Here is a 20,975-nt window from a genome sequence, read left to right on the forward strand (position 1 = left end):
CCTGTATGGCGGGTTTTTTTATGTCTGAATAACGGCGGATATTATTTTCTGTTGTCGTGCTGGATCGCCGTCAGCGAGCCTACGGACAACGCTTCCTTATAATGCTTACGACAGACCGACACATAGCGTTCATTGCCACCAATCACCACCTGCTCACCGTCCGCATAAGGTTTTCCAGCCTGGTCGAGACGAAGCACCATGCTGGCCTTGCGTCCACAGAAACAGATAGTTTTTAGTTCAACCAGCTTATCTGACCAGGCAAGCAAAACTGGCTTCCGGCAAACAGCTCCCCGCGGAAGTCCGTACGCAGCCCGTAGCACAGAACGGGGATATCGAGCTCATCAACCACTTCAGAGAGCGCGTGCACCTGTTCACGCGTCAGGAACTGGCTCTCATCAACCAGCACGCAGTGAATGGGCTCTGACGCATGCGCAGCGCGGATATCCTCCAGCAGGTCAGTTTGCGGGTTAAACAGCCTGGCTGGCGAAGAGAGGCCTATTCTGGAACTCACCTTCCCTGCACCGAAGCGATCGTCGATTTCAGCGGTATAAACAACGGTACGCATTCCTCGTTCCTGGTAATTGTATGAGGATTGCAGCAGTGCGGTGGATTTCCCGGCATTCATTGCCGAATAGTAGAAATAAAGTTGTGCCATTGGCCGTAAAACCCTAATCAATGTGTAATATTCCCGATGATTCATTGTACCATATTTTGTCTGGTCATCAGCGACACGCCGCACAAACGATGCCGTGCTGAAAGGTGTAAAACGCCCTCTTTTCGCAAAAATAATCCGCTAAAACAGAGAGTAATGGCGGTCATGCTGGTGAATAGGTTATATGATTAGCCAAACATAACACTTCTTTTTATAGTGGAATCTGCGTTCATTAAAATTCACTATTTATTAACTATTCCTGCCTTAACACCGTCGCCTGGAACTAATACAAAAGGCTGATATTTATCCGCCGAAACTATAATTCCTGCGGCAAATGTCACAAAAAAAAGATGCAAGCGGCGGGGTTAAGCAGGTTATCGTGATAACAAGCGAGACTGCCAAAGAGGAAATTTAAGTTAGCGTAATTAATAATAGCGGCTTTATTTAGTATTTTTTGAATTCCTTACATTCCTGGCTATTGCACATCTGAATTTATGGCTCTATTATTAGGTCAACAAACCACCCCCCATTATAAGTTTGAGATTACTACAATGAGCGAAGCACTTAAAATTCTGAACAACATCCGTACTCTTCGTGCGCAGGCAAGAGAATGTACCCTTGAAACGCTCGAAGAAATGCTGGAAAAATTAGAAGTTGTAGTTAATGAACGTCGCGAAGAAGAAAGCGCTGCTGCTGCTGAAATCGAAGAGCGTACGCGTAAACTGCAGCAATATCGTGAAATGCTGATTGCTGATGGTATCGATCCAAATGAATTGCTGAACAGCATTGCTGCTGCAAAAACCGGTACCAAAGCAAAACGCGCTGCCCGTCCTGCTAAATATAGCTATGTAGATGAGAACGGCGAAACTAAAACCTGGACCGGCCAGGGCCGTACTCCTGCTGTAATCAAGAAAGCTATGGATGAGCAAGGTAAACAGCTGGATGACTTCCTGATCAAGGATTAATCAAGCCGAATTCAGAAAAATCCCGCCTCTGGTGGGATTTTTTTTGCCCGCAATTTATCACTAACATCCTCTTACACTCCGTCATAAAGCGTTATTTGGCTATTTAGTTTCGCTTACAAACAGGCTGGTCATGGCGTTTTATGGGCATAAAAAAACCGGTGGGCAGCGCCACACCGGTTTCATAGATTTACGCCTGGATTATTTCTTAATACCCATACTCTCTTTGAGCCAGCCTTTAAATTCTTCACCCAGCGTATTATGGCGAATGCCGTATTCAACGAACGCCTGCATATAACCGAGCTTATTACCGCAGTCATGGCTCTTACCTTTCATGTGGTAAGCCTCAACGGTCTCTTTCTCGATCAGCATATCAATGGCATCCGTCAGCTGGATTTCATCCCCTGCTCCTGGAGGCGTTTTCGCCAGCAGTGGCCAGATTTCAGCACTCAGGACATAGCGACCCACCACTGCCAGATTAGACGGCGCTACGTCGGCTTTAGGCTTCTCTACGACACCAACCATTGGCACGCTTTCGCCTGGCTCGAGGTTCACGCCCTTGCAGTCAACCACACCGTAAGCGGTCACGTCTTCAACTGGCTCAACCATAATCTGGCTGCAGCCCGTTTCGTCAAAGCGGTGGATCATCTCAGCCAGGTTGTCCTGGGAGAGATCGGATTCGTATTCATCCAGAATCACGTCAGGCAGAATAACCGCGACGGGCTCATCACCCACAACCGGGTGTGCACACATAACCGCGTGGCCCAGACCTTTAGCCAGCCCCTGACGAACCTGCATAATGGTGACGTGCGGAGGGCAAATAGACTGAACTTCTTCTAACAGCTGACGCTTAACGCGTTTTTCCAGCATGGCTTCGAGTTCAAAACTTGTATCGAAGTGGTTTTCGATAGAGTTTTTAGATGAATGCGTAACCAGCACAATTTCAGTAATGCCAGCCGCGATACACTCATTAACGACATACTGGATTAATGGCTTATCAACCAGAGGCAGCATCTCTTTAGGAATCGCCTTAGTTGCTGGTAACATCCTGGTCCCCAATCCCGCTACCGGGATGACGGCCTTTCTGACTTTCGAATTTAGGGCAGCCATTCAAATTCTCCTGAGCTGTTCAAGTTTTGAACTTTTATGCAATAAATAACGCGTTGAGTATATCAGCCTCGCCCCGCAGTCCGGGTCTGAAAAGAACGCGTTGCCGATGAATTAGGACAAATACGCATGAATCTGGGCAGCGATAGTAGCACTCCCGAGAAAACACAGGTAAAGCAATCTTAAAATTAAGATCCAATTGCTTATTCCGTGGACAACATTAAGCGAAGCCTTCCCCCGGCACCCCAAATTTGGCACTGCCAGGAAGAACAGCGATGGCTAATTTGATTTAGATACGCCGTTCCCAGTGTTCCAAGCGGCACCCCGTTACTCACCTGAATATGGTGTTCCCCGGTATTCAGTGACGCGTTGAGACCTGCAGAAACGAGGATAAGATTCTTTAAACCGCTATGGTAATAACCAACCAGCAGCGGGAACTGTCCGGGTAAATTGGCCTGACGAAAAAGCTGGTTTACCTGTTTGAGTAAACTGCCTAACTCTGGGAGCCGTTGTCCCTGATGTGATAACTGTTCCTGCAATAATCCATTAAAGAGTGCGCGCAGTAACAATGCAGCTAATACGCCATTATCCCCTGCACGGGTTACGTCCAGAGAATAAAATGCGAGGTCGGAATCAGACAGAGGTGCAATATCCAGCACCAGCCCAGGCTGATCGGCCGCCACCAGCTGGCGATAGTTTACGCGGCAGTGGGAAATAGTTTGCTGAACGGGAGGCTGAAGTTCTTGCAACAATTTCGCCGCCGCTGGCGGATTACTCACCAGCGCGTCCCAGTCCTGAAAAAGGCGTTCCTCTTCCTCAACGCGGGAATTAAACATATTTGGATAAAGGCACGCTAATACCGTCTCACGTAACCGGTTCAGATCTTTGACGGGTTTCAGCAGAATATCCTGAACGCCAAGACGTAATGCTTTGGCAATATCCGCCATATTTTCTGTCGCGGAGATCACCAGAATGGGCATCTGGTCACCCTCGTTGCGCAGATGTTCAACCAGTTTCAGCCCATTCATTCGCGGCATCGCGATGTCGCAAATCATCAGATCGGGCGTAATACCGGTCATTTTCTCCAGCGCGTCGACACCATCTTCAGCCAGTAAAGTGTTTGCTCCCAGCGAGGATAACCACGAATCCAGTAGCGATCGGAAAACGGGCTCGTCTTCAACAATCAAAATGTGTTTTCCGGCCAATGGCTGCGTCATGGTTCCTCCCCTGGCTGACAGTTACTAAATAGTGGCATGCTATCGGCACTATCGCCTGTCAGATTTTGCTGAAGTAGTCAAAAAAAGGTGCTTAACGTGCTGTTCGCACAAACGGCAGCAACTCGTCTATTTTCTTTTCGACGGCTAGCGAGCCCGCTGCGATGGCGGCCTCAGCCCGATGGAAATCAAGGGTAGAGATTTGCGGACAGTAAGGCTGAATAAGAATATCCGGAGGATCGCCAGCCATACGGTTACGTTTAAGGCGATTCTCAAGAACCTGAATTGAGGTGGTCATGATCTCCATGGCCGTCGGTGCGGCAACCGAGCGTCGTGCGGCCAGGCGACCAATTCTTCCGCGCAGGCGTTCATGCCAGGCAAGCTTTTCGACGTCGGCATCTTCGCTCTGCAGATTGATCGGCATAAGGTCTTGCTGCATCAGATGAGCGTCGTGCTGCAAATCAACGGCGATGACGATGTCCGCCCCCATGGCGCGCGTCAGAGAGATGGGAACCGGGTTCACGACACCACCATCGACAAGCCAGTAACCGTTATGGGGCACGGGCGCCATAAGCCCAGGAATACTGCATGAAGCACGCACCGCAAGGTGAATATCCCCTTCGGTCAGCCAGAGTTCACGGCCTGTGCTGAGATTGGTTGCGACGGCACCGAAAGGCATCCGGCAGTCAGTAAAGTCTTCGAGAGGCATCACTCGGCGGAACTGGTTAAAGACGCGTTCACCGCGCAACAGCCCACCGCGCTGCCAGGAGAGATCCATCAGACGCAGCACGTCCCAATAGCTGAAGGAGCGCACCCAGGTTTCGAGATCCGGAAGCTTGCCGCACGCGTAAGCGGAGCCGACAAGCGATCCGATTGAACATCCTGCTACGATATCAACGTCAACGCCCATCTTGTTTAAGGCATTAATCACGCCGATATGAGACCATCCCCGGGCTGCACCTGATCCCAGCGCCAGTCCAATTTTAACCTTTCTCATTAGCCCTGTTTTACTTCCCCTGGATTCCTGACATAGCGTCAACGCAACTGCTCAGTTAACATAGTGCTACCCGAGGCGTTTTACGCCCTTATTTTTTGTTCCAGGAAGAGAATCGTGTCTCAACTCTGCCCCTGTGGTAGCGCTCTGGAGTATAGCCTATGTTGCCAGCGATATCTTTCTGGCAATCAGGTTGCACCGGATCCGTCACACCTCATGCGTTCACGGTATACTGCTTTTGTGATCAAAGACGCAGACTACCTGATAAAAACCTGGCACCCGTCCTGCCACGCCGCCGATTTCCGACAGGAGATCGAAGCCGGGTTCGCCAACACCCACTGGCTTGGGCTTACCGTGTTTGAATCGTCACCCGGTAGCCACCACGACGAAGGCTTTGTCAGCTTTGTTGCCCGTTTTACCGAGAACGCCAGGCCTGGCGCCATTATCGAGCGTTCCCGGTTCTTAAAGGAAAGCGGGCAGTGGTATTATATTGACGGTACGCGCCCACAGTTTGGTCGTAACGATACCTGCCCTTGTGGTTCAGGAAAAAAATTCAAAAAGTGTTGCGGGCAGTAACGCCTGACAACCCAGACTTCGCAAATACAAACAGGATTTCCCGGCGATGCAATCATTACAACGTAAAGTTCTGCGCACTATCTGTCCCGATCAAAAAGGGCTGATCGCACGAATCACCAATATTTGCTACAAGCATGAACTGAATATCGTGCAGAACAACGAGTTCGTTGACCACCGTACCGGTCGCTTCTTCATGCGTACCGAACTGGAAGGCATTTTCAACGACACCACCCTGCTGGCCGATCTGGACAGCGCGCTGCCGGACGGTTCCGTGCGTGAGCTGAATCCTGCGGGCCGTCGTCGCATTGTGATTCTGGTGACGAAAGAAGCTCACTGCCTGGGCGATCTGTTGATGAAGGCCAATTACGGCGGCCTGGACGTAGAAATTGCCGCTGTTATTGGCAACCACGAAACCCTGCGCACGCTGGTTGAGCGTTTTGATATTCCGTTTGAACTGGTAAGCCATGAAGGCCATACCCGTGAAGAGCACGACAACCTGATGGCTGCTGCCATTGAAGCGCATAACCCGGACTACGTGGTGCTGGCGAAATATATGCGCGTGCTGACGCCTTCCTTCGTCGCCCGCTTCCCGAACAAGATTATCAACATTCACCACTCGTTCCTGCCGGCCTTTATTGGCGCGCGGCCTTATCACCAGGCGTACGAGCGCGGCGTGAAGATCATCGGCGCAACCGCGCACTACGTGAATGACAATCTGGACGAAGGTCCCATCATCATGCAGGACGTGATTCACGTGGATCACACCTACACCGCAGAAGATATGATGCGCGCCGGACGTGACGTTGAGAAGAACGTGTTGAGTCGTGCCCTGTATCAGGTGCTGGCGCAGCGTGTCTTTGTGTACGGTAACAGAACCATCATTCTTTAATCTTTCGGAAAATGAATTGATTAGCTTTGCGCCTTTACGGATAAAAAGCAGGCAAACAGCTTCTTTTCCCTAAAGGAATGCTTTACAGGGGCGTCTCATTTGATATGATGCGCCCCGCTTCCAGCAGGAAGCAGGCCAGTAAAAAAGCATTACCCCGTGGTGGGGTTCCCGAGCGGCCAAAGGGAGCAGACTGTAAATCTGCCGTCATCGACTTCGAAGGTTCGAATCCTTCCCCCACCACCATCTCTCAGCACGACCTCAAAATTTGAATTACCCCTGGTGGGGTTCCCGAGCGGCCAAAGGGAGCAGACTGTAAATCTGCCGTCATCGACTTCGAAGGTTCGAATCCTTCCCCCACCACCATCATTTTCAAACGACACTTAATATTCTGCTCGCACCGTGCATCATGTATTTCCGCAAGGGGAAGGATGAGAAGCTTCGACTAAGGTTCGATTCGAGCGCAGCGAGAAAGCGTTGCCGCAGGCAACGACCCGAAGGGCGAGGCGCAGCCGCCACCCGGCGACAGACGACTACATTGGCGGCAAACGACGCTTCACCGGCGAACTTTTCACAATCGACGTATTACATTGGGCATGCTCCGCCAGCCCGTCCAGCAGCGCATCCAGTTGTTCTATCGATCGCACCACCAGCCTAATCACAAAGCAGTCTTCCCCGGTCACTTTGTCGCTCTCAATACACTCCGGCATCGCCTGTATGTATTTATCCACCTTATGCAACAGCCCCGGCAAAGGCCGCACGCGTACCAGCGCCTGCAGCGTATACCCCAGCGCCGCGAGATTCACACGTGCGCCATACCCCTGAATCACACCGCGCTCTTCCAGCCGCTTTAGACGCTCTGCCGTGCTGGGTGAGGTCAGGCCAATGCGGCCGCTGAGCACCTTCAACGACATGCGCGCATCCTCAACCAGGCAGGCTAAAATTTGCCGATCGATATCATCAATAAGGTATTCCACTCGTTTCACCTAATTTAAAAATGCAGTTAACACCTTCAACCTTATCTCATCCCTGTAAAACCCAACAGCGATTTCCGACAATAGCGTTATTAATCAGGAGGTGAATAATGCGTGATTTACATAAAGGCGTCTGGCAGATGAGTCTGGCGATGTTAATTTCCGGCTCTATCGGCGCGTTTGTTTTGCTTAGCGGTCTGCCGGTGACGGAAGTGGTGTTCTGGCGCTGCCTTATTGGGGCAATAGCGCTTTTCATTTTTATCCGGGTAAGTCAAAAGCCCTTTAGCCCCCTCACCCGCACCACGCTGCTGCTGGCGATTCTCGGCGGTGTGGCATTAGTGTTGAACTGGCTGCTGCTCTTCGCAGCCTATGAGCGGATCTCTATTGGTCTTTCGACCGTGGTCTATAACACTCAGCCGTTTATGCTGGTCCTGATGGGGATGTTTTTAGGCGAGCGCGTCAGCGTGGTAAAATGGGGATGGCTGTTCCTCGCCTTCGGCGGCGTGGTGATACTGCTCTCCAGCGAGCTGACCGGCACCCACGACACTGAATGGCTGGCGGGTATTGGTCTGGCAATGGCCGCGGCCTTCTTCTACGCGCTGACGGCAATCATTGCTCGCAAACTGAAAACTATCGCACCGCAGCATATTGCCTTTATTCAGGTGCTGACGGGCGTCGTGATGCTTCTGCCGTTTGCCAGCTGGCCGTCATTTTCCGGTGATTTTCCCTGGCCGATCCTGCTGACGCTCGGCATCGTCCATACCGGCATTATGTACCAGCTGCTCTACAGCGCGATTCAGAAGCTACCTACCCCCATTACCGGCTCGCTGTCGTTTATCTATCCGGTAGTGGCGATCGTTGTCGATAACCTGGTGTTCGGACACTCGCTGAATCTGACGCAGCTGGCGGGCGGCGCGTTGATCCTGTTTGCTGCAGCGGGCAACAACCTGGGCTGGGGCGAAAAAAAACCCCGCGAATGCGGGGTTGGTATCAAGACGCTGAATTAGCGACGGGCACGCACAATCTGGTATTTGCGCGTCAGGTACTCCACCGGCGCGCTCCAGATATGCACCAGTCGGGAGAACGGGAACAGCACAAACAGCGTCATCCCCAGCACAAGGTGAACGCGGAAGATAAACGCCACGCCGTCCAGGTGCTCAGACGCTCCGCCGTGGAAGGTCACGACGGACTGCGCCCACCCCACCAGCTTCATCATTTCACTGCCGTCCATATGCTGCGCAGAGAATGGAATAGTCAGCAGACCCAGCGCGCACTGTACCATCAGCAGGGAGAGGATCAGGATGTCCGCTGCAGTGGTGGTTGCACGCACGCGCGGGCTGAACAGACGACGTTTCAGCAGCAGCAGGCCACCCACCAGGGTCATCACACCGCAGGCACCGCCGGCGATCATCGCCATCTTCTGCTTCACTTCAATCGGCAGCCACGCTTCGTACATCCAGTGCGGCGTCAGCATCCCAAGGAAGTGACCGGCAAAAATCCCCAAAATACCGATGTGGAACAGGTTAGACGCGACGTGCATCCCTTTGCGGTCCAGCATCTGGCTGGAGGCAGCACGCCAGGTGTACTGGCCGTAGTCATAGCGTAGCCAGCTTCCCACCAGGAACACGGTGCCCGCGATATACGGGTAAATGTCAAAGAAGAACATATTCAGGAAGTGCATTAGTGCCGTCCTCCGTTAGAGATATTCAAATATTGCGGGGCAACCGCGCCGGCAAAACGACGCTGGTGAGCGGAGATTTCAGACTCGCCGCAGTTCTGGTCAGCAAAGAATTTCACCTGCTCTTCTTCCCAGACGGCATCCAGCGCTTGCGGGGTATCGTCGCGGGCTTCATCCGCGATTTTCTCCGCCACTTTTTCACTGTCTACAGAGGCGTTCGCCAGCTTCACCAGCAGATCGAACAGTACGGCATAGCGGCTCTCACGCTGCTGTAGACGCGCGCCGAGCAGCGCAAGAATCGGGGCGATATCCTGCAGACCACCCAGCGCCTCTTCTTTCGGCAGCTGCGCCAGATACTCCAGGTACAGCGGCAGGTGGTCCGGCAGCTCGCGGCTGTCGAGCTGCAGGCCGTGCTGCTCGTACTGGGCCATCAGGTCCACCATCGCCTGACCGCGGTCGCGGGATTCACCGTGAACGTGCTCAAACAGCAGCAGAGACGTCGCACGACCACGGTCAAACAGCTGGCTGTAGTCCGCCTGCGCGTCGAGCAGATCGCGCGCCAGCAGATCGCGGAGGAAAACGCCCAGCTTCTGGGCATCCTCTTTATCCAGGTTTTCAGATGACGCGAGTGCATCAAAGAGTTCCTGTTGATGCTGCGCAAGCGCAGCATCAGGGTACTCGAGCAGACGCGAAACAATGACGAGTTCAATCATTGGTGCGGCTCCGTTTTGCTGGTCACATCCATGGCGTCGATGCGGCGGCTGTTGAACAGGTTGAATTTACTGTCTGACCCGTGGCAACCGTCGCCAAAGGTAAAGCCACACCCGCTTTTTTCCGGGAAGGCCTCGCGAGCCAGCTCGCGGTGGCTGCTTGGCACCACGAAACGATCTTCGTAGTTAGCGATTGCCAGATAGCGGTACATCTCCTGCGCCTGCGCTTCGGTCAGGCCGACCTCTTCCAGCGCGCGGGTATCGTTCACGCCGTCAACGGTTTCCGCACGTTTGAAGTGACGCATTGCCAGCATACGTTTCAGCGCCAGCAGCACCGGCTGGGTATCTCCGGCGGTCAGCAGGTTGGCCAGGTACTGAACCGGGATACGCAGGCTTTCCACGTCCGGCAGAATACCGTTGCTGCCCAGCTCGCCCGCGTCCGCCGCAGACTGAATCGGCGACAGAGGCGGCACGTACCAGACCATCGGCAGCGTGCGGTATTCCGGGTGCAGCGGCAGGGCCAACTTCCAGTCCATCGCCATTTTGTACACCGGAGACTGCTGCGCGGCGTCAATCACGCTCTGCGGTACGCCGTCTTTCAGCGCCTGCTCAATCACCTTCGGATCGTTTGGATCGAGGAAGACATCCAGCTGACGCTGATAGAGATCTTTCTCATTCTCGGTGCTTGCGGCATTCTCAATCGCGTCCGCGTCGTACAACAGCACGCCGAGGTAACGAATACGACCTACGCAGCTCTCGGAGCAGACGGTCGGCATACCGGCTTCGATACGCGGGTAGCAGAAGATGCACTTCTCAGACTTACCGCTCTTCCAGTTGAAGTAGATTTTTTTGTACGGACAGCCGGTGATGCACATGCGCCAGCCGCGGCACTTGTCCTGGTCGATCAGTACGATGCCGTCTTCTTCACGCTTGTAGATGGCACCGCTCGGGCAGGTCGCGACGCACGCCGGGTTCAGGCAATGTTCGCACAGGCGCGGCAGATACATCATGAAGGTGTTTTCGAACTGGCCGTACATCGCCTTCTGCATGTTCTCGAAGTTCTGGTCTTTGGCGCGCTTTTCGAACTCGCCGCCCAGAATTTCTTCCCAGTTTGGACCGCTGGTAATTTTGTCCATGCGCTGACCAGTGATCAGCGAGCGAGGACGGGCGATCGGCTGGTGTTTGCTTTCAGGCGCGTTGTGCAGGTTCTGGTAGTCGTAATCAAACGGCTCGTAATAGTCCTCAATGCCCGGCAGGTGCGGGTTAGCGAAGATTTTACCCAGCAGCATTGCGCGGTTACCCATGCGCGGCTGCAGCTTGCCGTTGATTTTGCGGATCCAGCCGCCCTTCCACTTCTCCTGGTTTTCCCAGTCGGTCGGGAAACCGGTGCCCGGCTTACTTTCCACGTTGTTGAACCAGGCGTACTCCATACCTTCGCGGCTGGTCCAGACGTTTTTACAGGTCACTGAACAGGTGTGGCAGCCGATGCACTTATCCAGATTCAGCACCATGCCGACTTGTGAACGAATTTTCATTTTACGCTCTCCTGTACCTGGTCATTACCTTCGCCGTCTAACCAGTTAATATTCTTCATCTTACGCACCACCACGAACTCATCGCGGTTCGATCCTACGGTGCCGTAGTAGTTAAAGCCGTAGGCCAGCTGCGCATAGCCACCGATCATGTGGGTCGGCTTCGGCGTAATACGGGTCACGGAGTTGTGAATACCGCCGCGCTGCTCGGTGATCTCTGAACCCGGCAGGTTCACGATACGTTCCTGCGCGTGATACATCATGGTCATCCCGGCCGGTACGCGCTGGCTCACCACCGCACGCGCCGTCAGGGCGCCGTTGCTGTTGAACACTTCAATCCAGTCGTTATCTTCGATACCCAGATCTTTGGCGTCCGCTTCGCTCATCCAGACAATCGGACCACCGCGCGACAGGGTAAGCATCAGCAGGTTGTCGCTGTAGGTGGAGTGGATACCCCACTTCTGGTGCGGCGTCAGGAAGTTCAGCGCCTTCTCAGGGTTACCGTTCGATTTCGCGCCCATCACCGCTTTCACGGAGCGGGTGTCGATTGGCGGACGGTACACCAGCAGGCTTTCACCGAAGTCGCGCATCCACTGGTGGTCCTGATACAGTGACTGACGACCAGAAAGCGTGCGCCATGGGATCAGCTCGTGAACGTTGGTATAACCAGCGTTATAGGACACATGCTCATCTTCCAGACCAGACCAGGTCGGGCTGGAGATAATCTTGCGCGGCTGGGCCTGGATATCGCGGAAGCGGATTTTCTCTTCCTCTTTATTCTTCGCCAGATGCGTGTGGTCGCGACCGGTAAATTCACTCAGGGCCGCCCACGCTTTCACCGCCACGTGGCCGTTGGTTTCCGGTGCCAGAGTCAGGATCATCTCCGCCGCATCAATTGCCGTGTTGAGCATTGGCTGGCCTTTGGCCGGGCCGTCCGCTTTGGTGTAATTGAGCTTGCGCAGCAGGTCCATTTCGCTCTGGGTGTTCCAGGCGATGCCTTTGCCGCCGTTACCGATTTTCTCCATCAGCGGGCCGATGGAGGTAAAGCGCTCGTAGGTTGCCGGGTAATCACGTTCAACCGGAATGATGTGCGGCGCGGTCACGCCCGGGATCAGGTCGCATTCGCCTTTTTTCCAGTCCTTCACGTCAAGCGGCTGCGCCAGTTCGGCAGCGGAGTCGTGCTGGATTGGCAGCGTCACCACGTCGGTCTCTTTGCCCAGGTGACCTACGCAGACTTCGGAGAATTTCTTCGCGATGTCTTTGTAGATATCCCAGTCGCTTTTCGATTCCCACGCCGGGTCAACGGCCGCAGACAGCGGATGAATAAACGGATGCATGTCCGAGGTATTCATGTCGTCTTTTTCGTACCAGGTGGCGGTTGGCAGCACGATATCGGAGTACAGGCAGGTGCTGGACAGACGGAAGTCCAGCGTCACCACCAGATCCAGCTTGCCGTCCAGACCGTTGTCTTTCCACTCCACTTCTTCTGGCTTCACGCCGCCCTGCTTGCCGAGGTCTTTACCCTGAATACCGTTCTCGGTGCCCAGCAGGTATTTCAGCATGTACTCGTGGCCTTTACCGGATGAGCCCAGCAGGTTGGAGCGCCAGATGAACAGGTTGCGCGGATGGTTTTTGCCGTTCTCAGGCTGTTCTGCCGCGAAGCGGATGGAGCCTTCCTTGAGCGATTTCACGGTGTAATCCACCGGCGACATGCCCGCTTTCTTCGCCTCTTGTGCAATGCGCAGCGGGTTAGTGCCCAGCTGCGGCGCAGACGGCAGCCAGCCCATGCGTTCAGCGCGCACGTTGAAATCAATCAGGTGGCCGCTGTAGCGGGATTTATCCGCCATCGGCGACAGCAGTTCCTGCGCGGTAACCGTCTCGTAGCGCCACTGGCTGGAGTGGTTATAGAAGTAGGAGGTGCTGTTCATGTGACGTGCCGGACGCTGCCAGTCAAGGGCAAACGCCAGCGGCTGCCAGCCGGTCTGCGGACGCAGTTTTTCCTGGCCCACGTAGTGCGCCCAGCCGCCGCCGCTCTGCCCGACGCAGCCGCAGAAGATCAGCATGTTGATCAGGCCGCGATAGTTCATATCGAGGTGATACCAGTGGTTCAGACCGGCACCCACGATGATCATCGAGCGACCGTGGGTCTTGTCGGCGTTTTCCGCAAACTCGCGGGCGATACGAACGATCTGCGCGCGCGGTACGCCGGTGATCTGCTCCGCCCAGGCCGGGGTGTAGGCCTTCACGTCGTCATAGCTGGTTGCGCAGTTTTCGTCGTTCAGACCGCGCTCCAGGCCGTAGTTCGCCATGGTCAGGTCATAGACGGTGGTGACCAGCGCGGTAGAACCGTCGGCCAGCTGCAGGCGCTTAACCGGCAGCTTGTGCATCAGCACGTTTTTCAGTTCAACCTTGTTGAAGTGCTCGGAACCTTCACCGCCAAAGTACGGGAAGCCAACCTCGGCGATCTCGTCCTGGCTGCCCAGCATGCTGAGGCGCAGCTCCGTCTCTTCACCGGTGGTGCCGTTGCGCTGCTCAAGGTTCCACTTGCCCTTCTCGCCCCAGCGGAAGCCGATAGAGCCGTTTGGCGCCACCAGCTCGCCGTTGCTGTTATAGGCAACAGTTTTCCACTCAGGGTTGTTTTCCTGGCCCAGCGCGTCCACCAGATCGGCGGCGCGCAGCGTGCGGCCCGCGGCATAGTAGCCCTCACGCTCTTCCAGCATCACCAGCATCGGCATGTCGGTGTAGCGACGCACGTAGTCGGTGAAGTACTGGCTCGGTTTGTCGAGGTGGAATTCGCGCAGCATGACGTGGCCCATCGCCATCGCCATCGCGGCATCGGTACCCTGTTTCGGTGCCAGCCACAGGTCGCACAGCTTGGCGATTTCCGCGTAGTCCGGGGTGACCGCAACGGTTTTGGTCCCTTTGTAGCGGACTTCGGTAAAGAAGTGCGCGTCCGGGGTACGGGTCTGCGGAACGTTAGAGCCCCAGGCGATGATGTAGCTGGAGTTGTACCAGTCGGCGGATTCCGGCACGTCGGTCTGCTCACCCCAGGTCTGCGGTGACGCTGGCGGCAGGTCACAGTACCAGTCGTAGAAGCTCAGGCAGGTCCCGCCGATAAGCGACAGGTAGCGCGCGCCGGAAGCGTAAGAGACCATCGACATCGCCGGGATTGGCGAGAAGCCCGCCACGCGGTCAGGACCGTAGGTTTTTACGGTATAGACGTTAGAGGCGGCAATCAGCTCGTTCACCTCTTTCCAGGAAGAACGAACGAAACCACCGCGACCGCGCGCCTGCTTGAAGCTTTTCGCTTTGTCGGCATCTTCAATGATAGAGGCCCACGCATCAACCGGGTCGCTGTGCTGCACTTTCGCTTCACGCCACATTTTCATCAGGCGTTTGCGCATCAGCGGGTATTTCAGACGGTTGGCGCTGTAGAGATACCAGGAGTAGCTGGCCCCGCGCGGGCAGCCGCGCGGTTCATGGTTCGGCATATCCGGACGGGTGCGCGGATAGTCGGTCTGCTGCATTTCCCAGGTCACCAGACCGTTTTTAACGAAAATCTTCCAGCTACATGAGCCAGTGCAGTTTACGCCGTGGGTAGAACGGACGACTTTGTCATGCTGCCAGCGCTGGCGGTAACCGTCTTCCCAGTCCCGGTTGGTATCCAGAACCTGGCCGTGCCCATCGGCAAAAGTTTCACCCTTCTGTTTGAAGTAGCGAAACCGGTCCAAAAATTTGCTCATCGGGTATCTCCTGTATGGAGCCTGTGGCTCTCTAAATCGACATTGCTGATTTGCAGCGAAGGTAACGCCCTGAAAGAGGGGGAGAATTGATAACGATCAAGACGAAGAGGGACTATAAAAGGAGGGGTTAGACCAAATACCACCAAAGCGGTATATTTTTAAAACGAATAAATAAATGATTTATAAAGATATTTATTATTCATCGTACAATAACCCCGGCAAAATTTAACATCTCAGGTATTAAGGGGTAGACATCCCTGCAAAGCGATGGCGATCACAGTGTTACCCGCAGATGACTGCGGTAAAAGCTTTCAGTATGTTGTAACTATTATTCAGTCGAAAAAAAACGCGGCACGAAGGCCGCGTTAACGGATAATCACACTTACTTATTTTTCTTGGTATTACGGCCATATACCAGCCACGTAATCACGACGCAGGCGATATAGAAGACGAGGAAGACTTTCATGGCGCCAGCCGGAGAGCCGGTCAGGTCAAGCGAGATGCCGAACGCTTTCGGAATAAAGAAGCCGCCAATTGCGCCAATAGCCGAGATAAAGCCCAGGGCCGCAGCCGTATCCGTCGCTGCTTCACGCATGGCCTGCTCTTCGCTTCCGCCCTGCGCTTTCACGCGATCCATCGTCAGCTTGCGGAAGATCACGGAGATCATCTGGAAGGTGGAAGCACTCCCCAACCCGGCCGTCAGGAACAGCACCATAAACACGCCGAAGAAGGCAAAGAAGTTACCGCCCTGCCCGTCAGAAGGCAGCGTAAGGAACAGCAGCGCGCAGAAGACTGCCATCACAATAAAGTTCACCAGCGTAACGCGAGTCCCGCCCAGACGGTCGGAGATCATGCCGCCCAGCGAACGCGCCAGTGCGCCAATGAACGGACCGAAGAAGGCGAATTGCAGGATCTGCACGTCCGGGAACTGGGTTTTCGACAGCATGGCAAAGCCCGCTGAGAAGCCGATAAACGAACCGAAGGTAGCCAGATACAGCAGCGCCATCACCCAGAGGTGTCCACGTTTCAGCACCGGAAGCTGCTCGCTCAGGGATGCTTTCGACGCGCTCAGATCGTTCATAAAGAACCACGCAGCCAGGGTGAACACCACCAGGAACGGGACCCAAATCCAGGCCGCGTTCTGCAGGTAGAGGGAAGAACCATCCGCCTGCTCAACGCCGCCGCCACCGAAGGCGGCAAAAATAGAAACAGAGATCGCCAGCGGCGCAATCAACTGCATCACGCTTACGCCCATGTTGCCCAGACCGCCGTTAATACCCAGCGCGCCGCCCTGCTTCGCTTTCGGGAAGAAGAAGCTGATGTTCGCCATGCTGGAGGCGAAGTTAGCGCCGGCGAAACCGCACAGCAGGGAGATAATCACGAACACGCTGAACGGCGTGGAGGTATCCTGCACCGCGAAGCCTAGCCACACGCAAGGGACGATCATGATGCCCGTACTGAACGCCGTCCAGCGACGGCCACCGAATACCGGGACCATAAACGCGTAAGGGACACGCAGCAGCGCGCCAGACAGCGACGGCAATGCGGTAAGCATAAACAGCTGATCGGTCGTGAACGTAAACCCTACTTTCGGCAGGTTTACCGCGACCGCGCTAAACAACATCCATACGCAAAACGCTAAAAGCAGACACGGAACGGAAATCCACAGATTCCGGCTTGCTATACGATGGCCGCGCTGTTGCCAGAACGCCGGATCCTCTGGACGCCAGTCTGTAATAACGGCACCATTTTCCCTTTCGGGAGCGGATGAGTGACTCATAGACACCTCTGATTCTCGAATGATGCTGCAAACATTAGGGTTTTAGGGCGGCGGTAAGTTGATATAAATCAAAGGAAAAGTGCGGGGATTTGCGGCGCAAAAAAAGGGGTTATCCTTAGTGAGTAGGATAATTCGGTAAAAAAGACGTGGTTTTTCACTGCACTGAAGGTTCCTTGCTACCAACGCTTCTTCACCTATACTCCGTTGGCAATTTAGGGGTAATCCTTTATTGGTATGGGTATACTCCAGGGTATGCACCAGAATAGCGCCATTCCTGCAAGCAGGCCACGTCAGGAGCCCGGCAACTCTATGTTAAAAAGATGTTTATCACCGCTGACTCTCGTCAATCAGCTAGCCCTGATTGTTTTGCTGTCTACCGCCCTTGGCGTGGCCGGCATGGCGATTTCCGGCTGGCTGGTACAAGGGGTACAGGGTAATGCGCATGCCATCAACGAGGCAGGTTCTCTACGCATGCAGAGTTATCGTCTGCTGGCGTCGGTCCCCCTGACGCAGGACGATCGGCCCTTAATTGATGAAATGGAGCGCACGGCCTTCAGCCCCGAACTGGAAAACGCCGCCATCCGCGCCGGCCAGCAGTCCCAGCTTAAAGCCCTGCAGGGCTACTGGCACTCCCAGCTGGAACCCGGTCTGAAACAGGCGCGCAGCACCGAAACCGTTGCGCAGGACGTAGCGGGTTTTGTCTCCCGCATTGACGCGCTGGTCTCCTCTTTCGACCAAACCACCGAATTACGCATCGACCGGGTGGTAATGGTACACCGTGCCATGGCGCTGTTTATGGGCCTGCTGCTGATCTTCACCATTATCTGGCTCCGGGCGCGGCTGCTGAATCCCTGGAAACAGCTGCTGGCGATGGCGCGCGCCGTAACGAACAGAGATTTTACCCAGCGCACGCACATCAGCGGCCGCAACGAGATGGCCATGCTCGGCCAGGCGCTGAACACCATGTCGGCGGAGCTCTCCGAAAGCTACGCGGTGCTGGAACAGCGCGTGCAGGAAAAAACCGCCGGGCTGGAGCAGAAAAATGAGATCCTCTCCTTCCTGTGGCAAGCCAACCGTCGGCTGCACATGCAAGTGCCGCTATGTGAACGCCTTTCGCCGGTGCTGAACGGCCTGCAAAATCTGACCCTGCTGCATGACCTGGAGCTGCGGGTTTACGATGTGGAAGATGAAGATAATCATCAGGAGTTTACCTGTCAGTCCGATATGTCCTGCGATGATAAAGGCTGTCACCTGTGCCCGCGCGGCCTGCCGCTGCAGGCTTCTGGCGGCACTACCCTGAAGTGGCGGCTGACGGACAGCCACACCCAGTACGGTATTCTGCTGGCCACCCTGCCAGCCGGACGTCATCTGAGCCACGACCAGCAGCAGTTGGTGGACACCCTGGTTGAACAGCTAACGGCCACGCTGGCGCTCGACAGGCACCAGGAAAAACAGCAGCAGCTGATCGTCATGGAAGAGCGCGCGACCATCGCCCGCGAGCTCCACGACTCTATCGCCCAGTCGCTCTCCTGTATGAAAATGCAGGTGAGCTGCCTGCAGATGCAGGACGCGGAAATGCCGGAAAGCAACAAACAGCTGCTGAGCCAGATCCGCAACGAGCTGAACACCTCCTGGGTACAGCTGCGCGAGCTGCTGACAACCTTCCGCCTGCAGCTGACCGAGCCGGGGCTGCGCCCGGCGCTGGAATCCAGCTGCCAGGAATTTAGCGCCCGACTTGGCTTCCCGGTGAAGCTGGATTACCAGCTGCCGCCGCGGTTTGTCCCTTCCCATCAGGCGATTCATCTGCTGCAGATCGCCCGCGAAGCGCTGAGCAACGTGCTCAAACACGCTGAAGCGACGGCGGTTACGGTTACCGTCAGCCAGCACGCTAATCAGGTCAGGCTGACGGTTCACGACAACGGTCGCGGCGTGCCGGAAAATGCCGAACGCACTAACCACTATGGTTTAATCATTATGCGAGACCGCGCCCAAAGCCTGCGCGGTGATTGCCAGGTTCGACGGAGAGAGACGGGTGGCACGGAAGTTGTGGTCACCTTTATTCCCGAAAAACCGCTTACAACTGCTCAAGGAGAAACCCATGACTAATCAGGAACCGGCATCCATCCTGTTGATCGACGACCATCCGATGCTGCGTACTGGCGTAAAACAGCTGGTCAGCATGGCACCCGACATTACCGTGGTGGGCGAAGCCAGCAACGGTGAACAGGGTATTGAGCTGGCCGAATCCCTCGATCCGGATCTGATCCTGCTCGATCTCAACATGCCCGGCATGAACGGTCTGGAAACCCTCGACAAGTTGCGCGAGAAATCCCTTTCCGGTCGCGTGGTGGTCTTTAGCGTCTCCAACCACGAAGAGGATGTGGTCACGGCGCTGAAGCGCGGCGCGGATGGCTATCTGCTGAAGGATATGGAGCCGGAAGACCTGCTCAAGGCGCTGCAGCAGGCCGCCGCAGGCGAGATGGTGCTGAGCGAGGCCCTGACGCCGGTGCTGGCCGCCAGCCTGCGGGCGAACCGCGCCACCTCTGATCGCGACGTCAGCCAGTTAACGCCGCGCGAACGCGATATTCTGAAGCTGATTGCCCAGGGCCTGCCGAACAAAATGATCGCCCGCCGCCTGGATATCACCGAAAGCACGGTTAAAGTGCACGTGAAGCATATGCTCAAGAAAATGAAGCTAAAATCCCGCGTTGAAGCCGCGGTGTGGGTCCATCAGGAACGTATTTTTTAGGCATTACTCATCCGGCAGCAGCTTCCAGCGCGGGTCGTCGTCAGGTAATGAGACCAGCGGCTGCACCACAGCGAGCGTGATCTCATTGGATGAGACGCGCTGGCCCTTCGCATCTTCCACCACCGCCGAGAGATGCCAGCGGTTTGTCGCCCCTTCAGCGTCATTCCAGGCAGGCATGATCACGCTCCAGCCGTCGGTGCTGTCACTTTTCCCGGGACGTCAGGCTCAATGCCTGGGTATCACCCTGCCAGTGGATCTGACGAATACCGTGAGTGCTGCGAACCTGCAGCTTCAGCATGACGGTTTCGCCCCCTTTGAGATCCCACGGCGGGGTTGCCAGCCAGACGGAGAGCGTTTTTCGCTGGCGGAACTCCATCACCGGCAGGCTGTTACGCTCCGGCGAGTCATAGCGGCTTCCGCGCAGGGATCGCGTGGCCGCGACCTCTCCGGCGGAGAGCTGCTTAACCAGCGGCACGCCGAAGCGATAGTTGAGCTTCAGCCCGAGGTTATTCTGGCTCTCTCCGCTTTCGCCCTGCTTATGCCCGGCAGTCAGCGTCACCAGCGGCACGGGGGTATAGTTAAGCCCGAGATTGACCGCCACCGGGTTGTGATACCCGGTTCCGCTGTTGAAGAGGTCAACGTTGTCGCCAAAATATTGCTCAAAGCTGACGCTGGTGTTCAGGTGATGAAACCACGGCAGCCAGGCTTTGGCGGTCACGTCATATCCCCGCGCCATGCGCTGCTCCTGGACGTCAGAGCTGTCGCGCCAGCCGGCAAAAGGCTGATAATAGTTAGCCGACAGGCGCAGATTTTCTCCCCATAGCTCCGCGCCCAGCCCGGCACGCTGCAGGTTCTCATCCAGCAGGTTATCGTAAAAGGTGTTGTAGCCCAGCAGCCATTTTCCGGCCACCCAGCGCTGGCCGATTCCGGCGTTACTGACCAGGCCATCCGTTTGCTGCGTCAGGCCGAGCTGGCTCCAGCTCAGGTAACGGTTGTTATCGTTCCAGGGGATAAACCAGCTCCCGCTGCTGCCGTTGAATTTCCCGTCGTTATCCACCAGCAAATTGACGCTGGCATTCCCCCAGGGTGACAGCCAGGATTCAATCTGCTGGTTCACCTCGCCGCTCACCGCGTCACGCACCTGACCAAAGGCAAACTGCCGCGCCTGCTCGCCCGTAGTCAGGCCGTTGTCGGTCATACTGGCTTCACCAAAGGCTTTCGCCATTTCGGCGAGATGCTTTTCCCCCTCCCCGGTCGGGGCTGCCATACCGAGATCGGGGAGATTATCCCCGTTATTATCAAAGGGATTTTGTGCCTGCTGGATAAAGGAATTCGGCGCACCGTGAACGGCTCCGGCTGTAACGAGGGAGAGTAAAACCAGCGTTCGGAAAGGGGGAGAAACAGTCATCAATGTCGTA

At 55.4% G+C, this 20,975-nt stretch carries 15 protein-coding genes, 2 tRNA genes, 1 other RNA gene and 2 pseudogenes; 9 read left to right on the top strand and 11 right to left on the bottom strand.

Annotated elements, in window-relative coordinates; translation table 11 throughout:
- Positions 1-41: 41 nt before the first annotated feature.
- Positions 42-655 (bottom strand): annotated as a pseudogene (tdk, locus tag DG357_RS13120) (thymidine kinase).
- A 548-nt stretch (positions 656-1,203) separates the two neighbouring features.
- On the opposite strand from tdk, the gene hns reads away from it, so the two are divergent.
- Positions 1,204-1,617, top strand: coding sequence for a histone-like nucleoid-structuring protein H-NS (hns, locus tag DG357_RS13125; protein WP_028013434.1), 414 nt, complete (start codon positions 1,204-1,206; stop codon positions 1,615-1,617).
- A gap of 198 nt (positions 1,618-1,815) precedes the next feature.
- Here the strand turns inward: hns and galU are convergent, their stop codons facing one another.
- The 3 genes from galU to rssA form a co-directional block, all read right to left on the bottom strand.
- On the bottom strand, positions 1,816-2,724 hold the full coding sequence (gene galU, locus DG357_RS13130) for a UTP--glucose-1-phosphate uridylyltransferase GalU (protein ID WP_028013435.1): 909 nt from the start codon (positions 2,722-2,724) through the stop codon (positions 1,816-1,818).
- 200 nt (positions 2,725-2,924) lie between these two features.
- Positions 2,925-3,938: a two-component system response regulator RssB gene (rssB, locus tag DG357_RS13135; protein ID WP_028013436.1), complete on the bottom strand. Its 1,014-nt coding sequence runs from the start codon at positions 3,936-3,938 to the stop codon at positions 2,925-2,927.
- A gap of 91 nt (positions 3,939-4,029) precedes the next feature.
- Positions 4,030-4,932 carry a patatin-like phospholipase RssA gene (rssA, locus tag DG357_RS13140; protein ID WP_069732832.1) on the bottom strand — a complete coding sequence of 301 codons (903 nt, stop codon included), beginning with the start codon at positions 4,930-4,932 and terminating at the stop codon, positions 4,030-4,032.
- A 114-nt stretch (positions 4,933-5,046) separates the two neighbouring features.
- Here rssA and DG357_RS13145 point away from each other — a divergent pair, with 114 nt between their 5' ends.
- The 5 genes from DG357_RS13145 (at position 5,047) to DG357_RS13165 (ending at position 6,919) form a co-directional block, all read left to right on the top strand.
- Positions 5,047-5,505, top strand: coding sequence for a YchJ family protein (locus tag DG357_RS13145; RefSeq protein WP_041909602.1), 459 nt, complete (start codon positions 5,047-5,049; stop codon positions 5,503-5,505).
- 46 nt (positions 5,506-5,551) lie between these two features.
- Positions 5,552-6,394, top strand: a complete 843-nt coding sequence (gene purU, locus DG357_RS13150; RefSeq protein WP_028013439.1) for a formyltetrahydrofolate deformylase — start codon at positions 5,552-5,554, stop codon at positions 6,392-6,394.
- A gap of 158 nt (positions 6,395-6,552) precedes the next feature.
- A tRNA-Tyr gene (locus tag DG357_RS13155) sits at positions 6,553-6,637 on the top strand.
- A gap of 35 nt (positions 6,638-6,672) precedes the next feature.
- Positions 6,673-6,757, top strand: a tRNA-Tyr gene (locus tag DG357_RS13160).
- Positions 6,758-6,801: 44 nt separating this feature from the next.
- A non-coding RNA gene (locus tag DG357_RS13165) (RtT sRNA) lies at positions 6,802-6,919 on the top strand.
- A gap of 5 nt (positions 6,920-6,924) precedes the next feature.
- Here DG357_RS13165 and DG357_RS13170 read toward each other — a convergent pair.
- The gene (locus tag DG357_RS13170; RefSeq protein ID WP_041909598.1) at positions 6,925-7,368 is read right to left on the bottom strand and encodes an Lrp/AsnC family transcriptional regulator; all 444 of its coding nucleotides are present in this window, start codon (positions 7,366-7,368) and stop codon (positions 6,925-6,927) included.
- 107 nt (positions 7,369-7,475) lie between these two features.
- Here DG357_RS13170 and DG357_RS13175 point away from each other — a divergent pair, with 107 nt between their 5' ends.
- Positions 7,476-8,372, top strand: coding sequence for a DMT family transporter (locus DG357_RS13175; RefSeq protein WP_088204330.1), 897 nt, complete (start codon positions 7,476-7,478; stop codon positions 8,370-8,372).
- Here DG357_RS13175 and narI read toward each other — a convergent pair.
- The 5 genes from narI to DG357_RS13200 form a co-directional block, all read right to left on the bottom strand.
- On the bottom strand, positions 8,369-9,046 hold the full coding sequence (narI, locus tag DG357_RS13180) for a respiratory nitrate reductase subunit gamma (protein WP_021240339.1): 678 nt from the start codon (positions 9,044-9,046) through the stop codon (positions 8,369-8,371). The two genes, DG357_RS13175 and narI, sit on opposite strands and share 4 nt — an antisense overlap.
- Positions 9,046-9,756, bottom strand: coding sequence for a nitrate reductase molybdenum cofactor assembly chaperone (narJ, locus tag DG357_RS13185; RefSeq protein ID WP_045261096.1), 711 nt, complete (start codon positions 9,754-9,756; stop codon positions 9,046-9,048). The genes narI and narJ overlap by 1 nt, the downstream gene beginning before the upstream one ends.
- Positions 9,753-11,288: a nitrate reductase subunit beta gene (gene narH / locus DG357_RS13190; RefSeq protein WP_088204329.1), complete on the bottom strand. Its 1,536-nt coding sequence runs from the start codon at positions 11,286-11,288 to the stop codon at positions 9,753-9,755. The genes narJ and narH overlap by 4 nt, the downstream gene beginning before the upstream one ends.
- The gene (locus DG357_RS13195) at positions 11,285-15,028 is read right to left on the bottom strand and encodes a nitrate reductase subunit alpha (RefSeq protein WP_088204328.1); all 3,744 of its coding nucleotides are present in this window, start codon (positions 15,026-15,028) and stop codon (positions 11,285-11,287) included. Before DG357_RS13195 ends, narH begins: the two co-directional genes overlap by 4 nt.
- A gap of 382 nt (positions 15,029-15,410) precedes the next feature.
- Positions 15,411-16,808 carry a NarK family nitrate/nitrite MFS transporter gene (locus DG357_RS13200; RefSeq protein ID WP_049138187.1) on the bottom strand — a complete coding sequence of 466 codons (1,398 nt, stop codon included), beginning with the start codon at positions 16,806-16,808 and terminating at the stop codon, positions 15,411-15,413.
- 309 nt (positions 16,809-17,117) lie between these two features.
- Here DG357_RS13200 and narX point away from each other — a divergent pair, with 309 nt between their 5' ends.
- Together narX and narL are read left to right on the top strand one after the other, a co-directional pair.
- Positions 17,118-18,914, top strand: coding sequence for a nitrate/nitrite two-component system sensor histidine kinase NarX (narX, locus tag DG357_RS13205; protein ID WP_088204327.1), 1,797 nt, complete (start codon positions 17,118-17,120; stop codon positions 18,912-18,914).
- The gene (narL, locus tag DG357_RS13210) at positions 18,907-19,557 is read left to right on the top strand and encodes a two-component system response regulator NarL (RefSeq protein ID WP_003856701.1); all 651 of its coding nucleotides are present in this window, start codon (positions 18,907-18,909) and stop codon (positions 19,555-19,557) included. The genes narX and narL overlap by 8 nt, the downstream gene beginning before the upstream one ends.
- Positions 19,558-19,560: 3 nt before the next feature.
- Here narL and DG357_RS13215 read toward each other — a convergent pair.
- A pseudogene (locus tag DG357_RS13215) lies at positions 19,561-20,965 on the bottom strand (YchO/YchP family invasin).
- Positions 20,966-20,975: the final 10 nt, after the last annotated feature.

The organism is Enterobacter bugandensis, from assembly GCF_900324475.1.
Classification (GTDB): Bacteria; Pseudomonadota; Gammaproteobacteria; order Enterobacterales; family Enterobacteriaceae; genus Enterobacter; species Enterobacter bugandensis.

Excerpts from the sequence above, each read along its gene's own strand:
- DG357_RS13200 (WP_049138187.1), bottom strand. The coding sequence starts at position 16,808 with ATGAGTCACTCATCCGCTCCCGAAAGGGAAAATGGTGCCGTTATTACA.
- galU (WP_028013435.1), bottom strand. The coding sequence starts at position 2,724 with ATGGCTGCCCTAAATTCGAAAGTCAGAAAGGCCGTCATCCCGGTAGCG.
- rssA (WP_069732832.1), bottom strand. The coding sequence starts at position 4,932 with ATGAGAAAGGTTAAAATTGGACTGGCGCTGGGATCAGGTGCAGCCCGG.
- narI (WP_021240339.1), bottom strand. The coding sequence starts at position 9,046 with ATGCACTTCCTGAATATGTTCTTCTTTGACATTTACCCGTATATCGCG.
- purU (WP_028013439.1), top strand. The coding sequence starts at position 5,552 with ATGCAATCATTACAACGTAAAGTTCTGCGCACTATCTGTCCCGATCAA.
- rssB (WP_028013436.1), bottom strand. The coding sequence starts at position 3,938 with ATGACGCAGCCATTGGCCGGAAAACACATTTTGATTGTTGAAGACGAG.
- narH (WP_088204329.1), bottom strand. The coding sequence starts at position 11,288 with ATGAAAATTCGTTCACAAGTCGGCATGGTGCTGAATCTGGATAAGTGC.
- DG357_RS13195 (WP_088204328.1), bottom strand. The coding sequence starts at position 15,028 with ATGAGCAAATTTTTGGACCGGTTTCGCTACTTCAAACAGAAGGGTGAA.
- DG357_RS13175 (WP_088204330.1), top strand. The coding sequence starts at position 7,476 with ATGCGTGATTTACATAAAGGCGTCTGGCAGATGAGTCTGGCGATGTTA.
- narJ (WP_045261096.1), bottom strand. The coding sequence starts at position 9,756 with ATGATTGAACTCGTCATTGTTTCGCGTCTGCTCGAGTACCCTGATGCT.
- narL (WP_003856701.1), top strand. The coding sequence starts at position 18,907 with ATGACTAATCAGGAACCGGCATCCATCCTGTTGATCGACGACCATCCG.
- narX (WP_088204327.1), top strand. The coding sequence starts at position 17,118 with ATGTTAAAAAGATGTTTATCACCGCTGACTCTCGTCAATCAGCTAGCC.
- hns (WP_028013434.1), top strand. The coding sequence starts at position 1,204 with ATGAGCGAAGCACTTAAAATTCTGAACAACATCCGTACTCTTCGTGCG.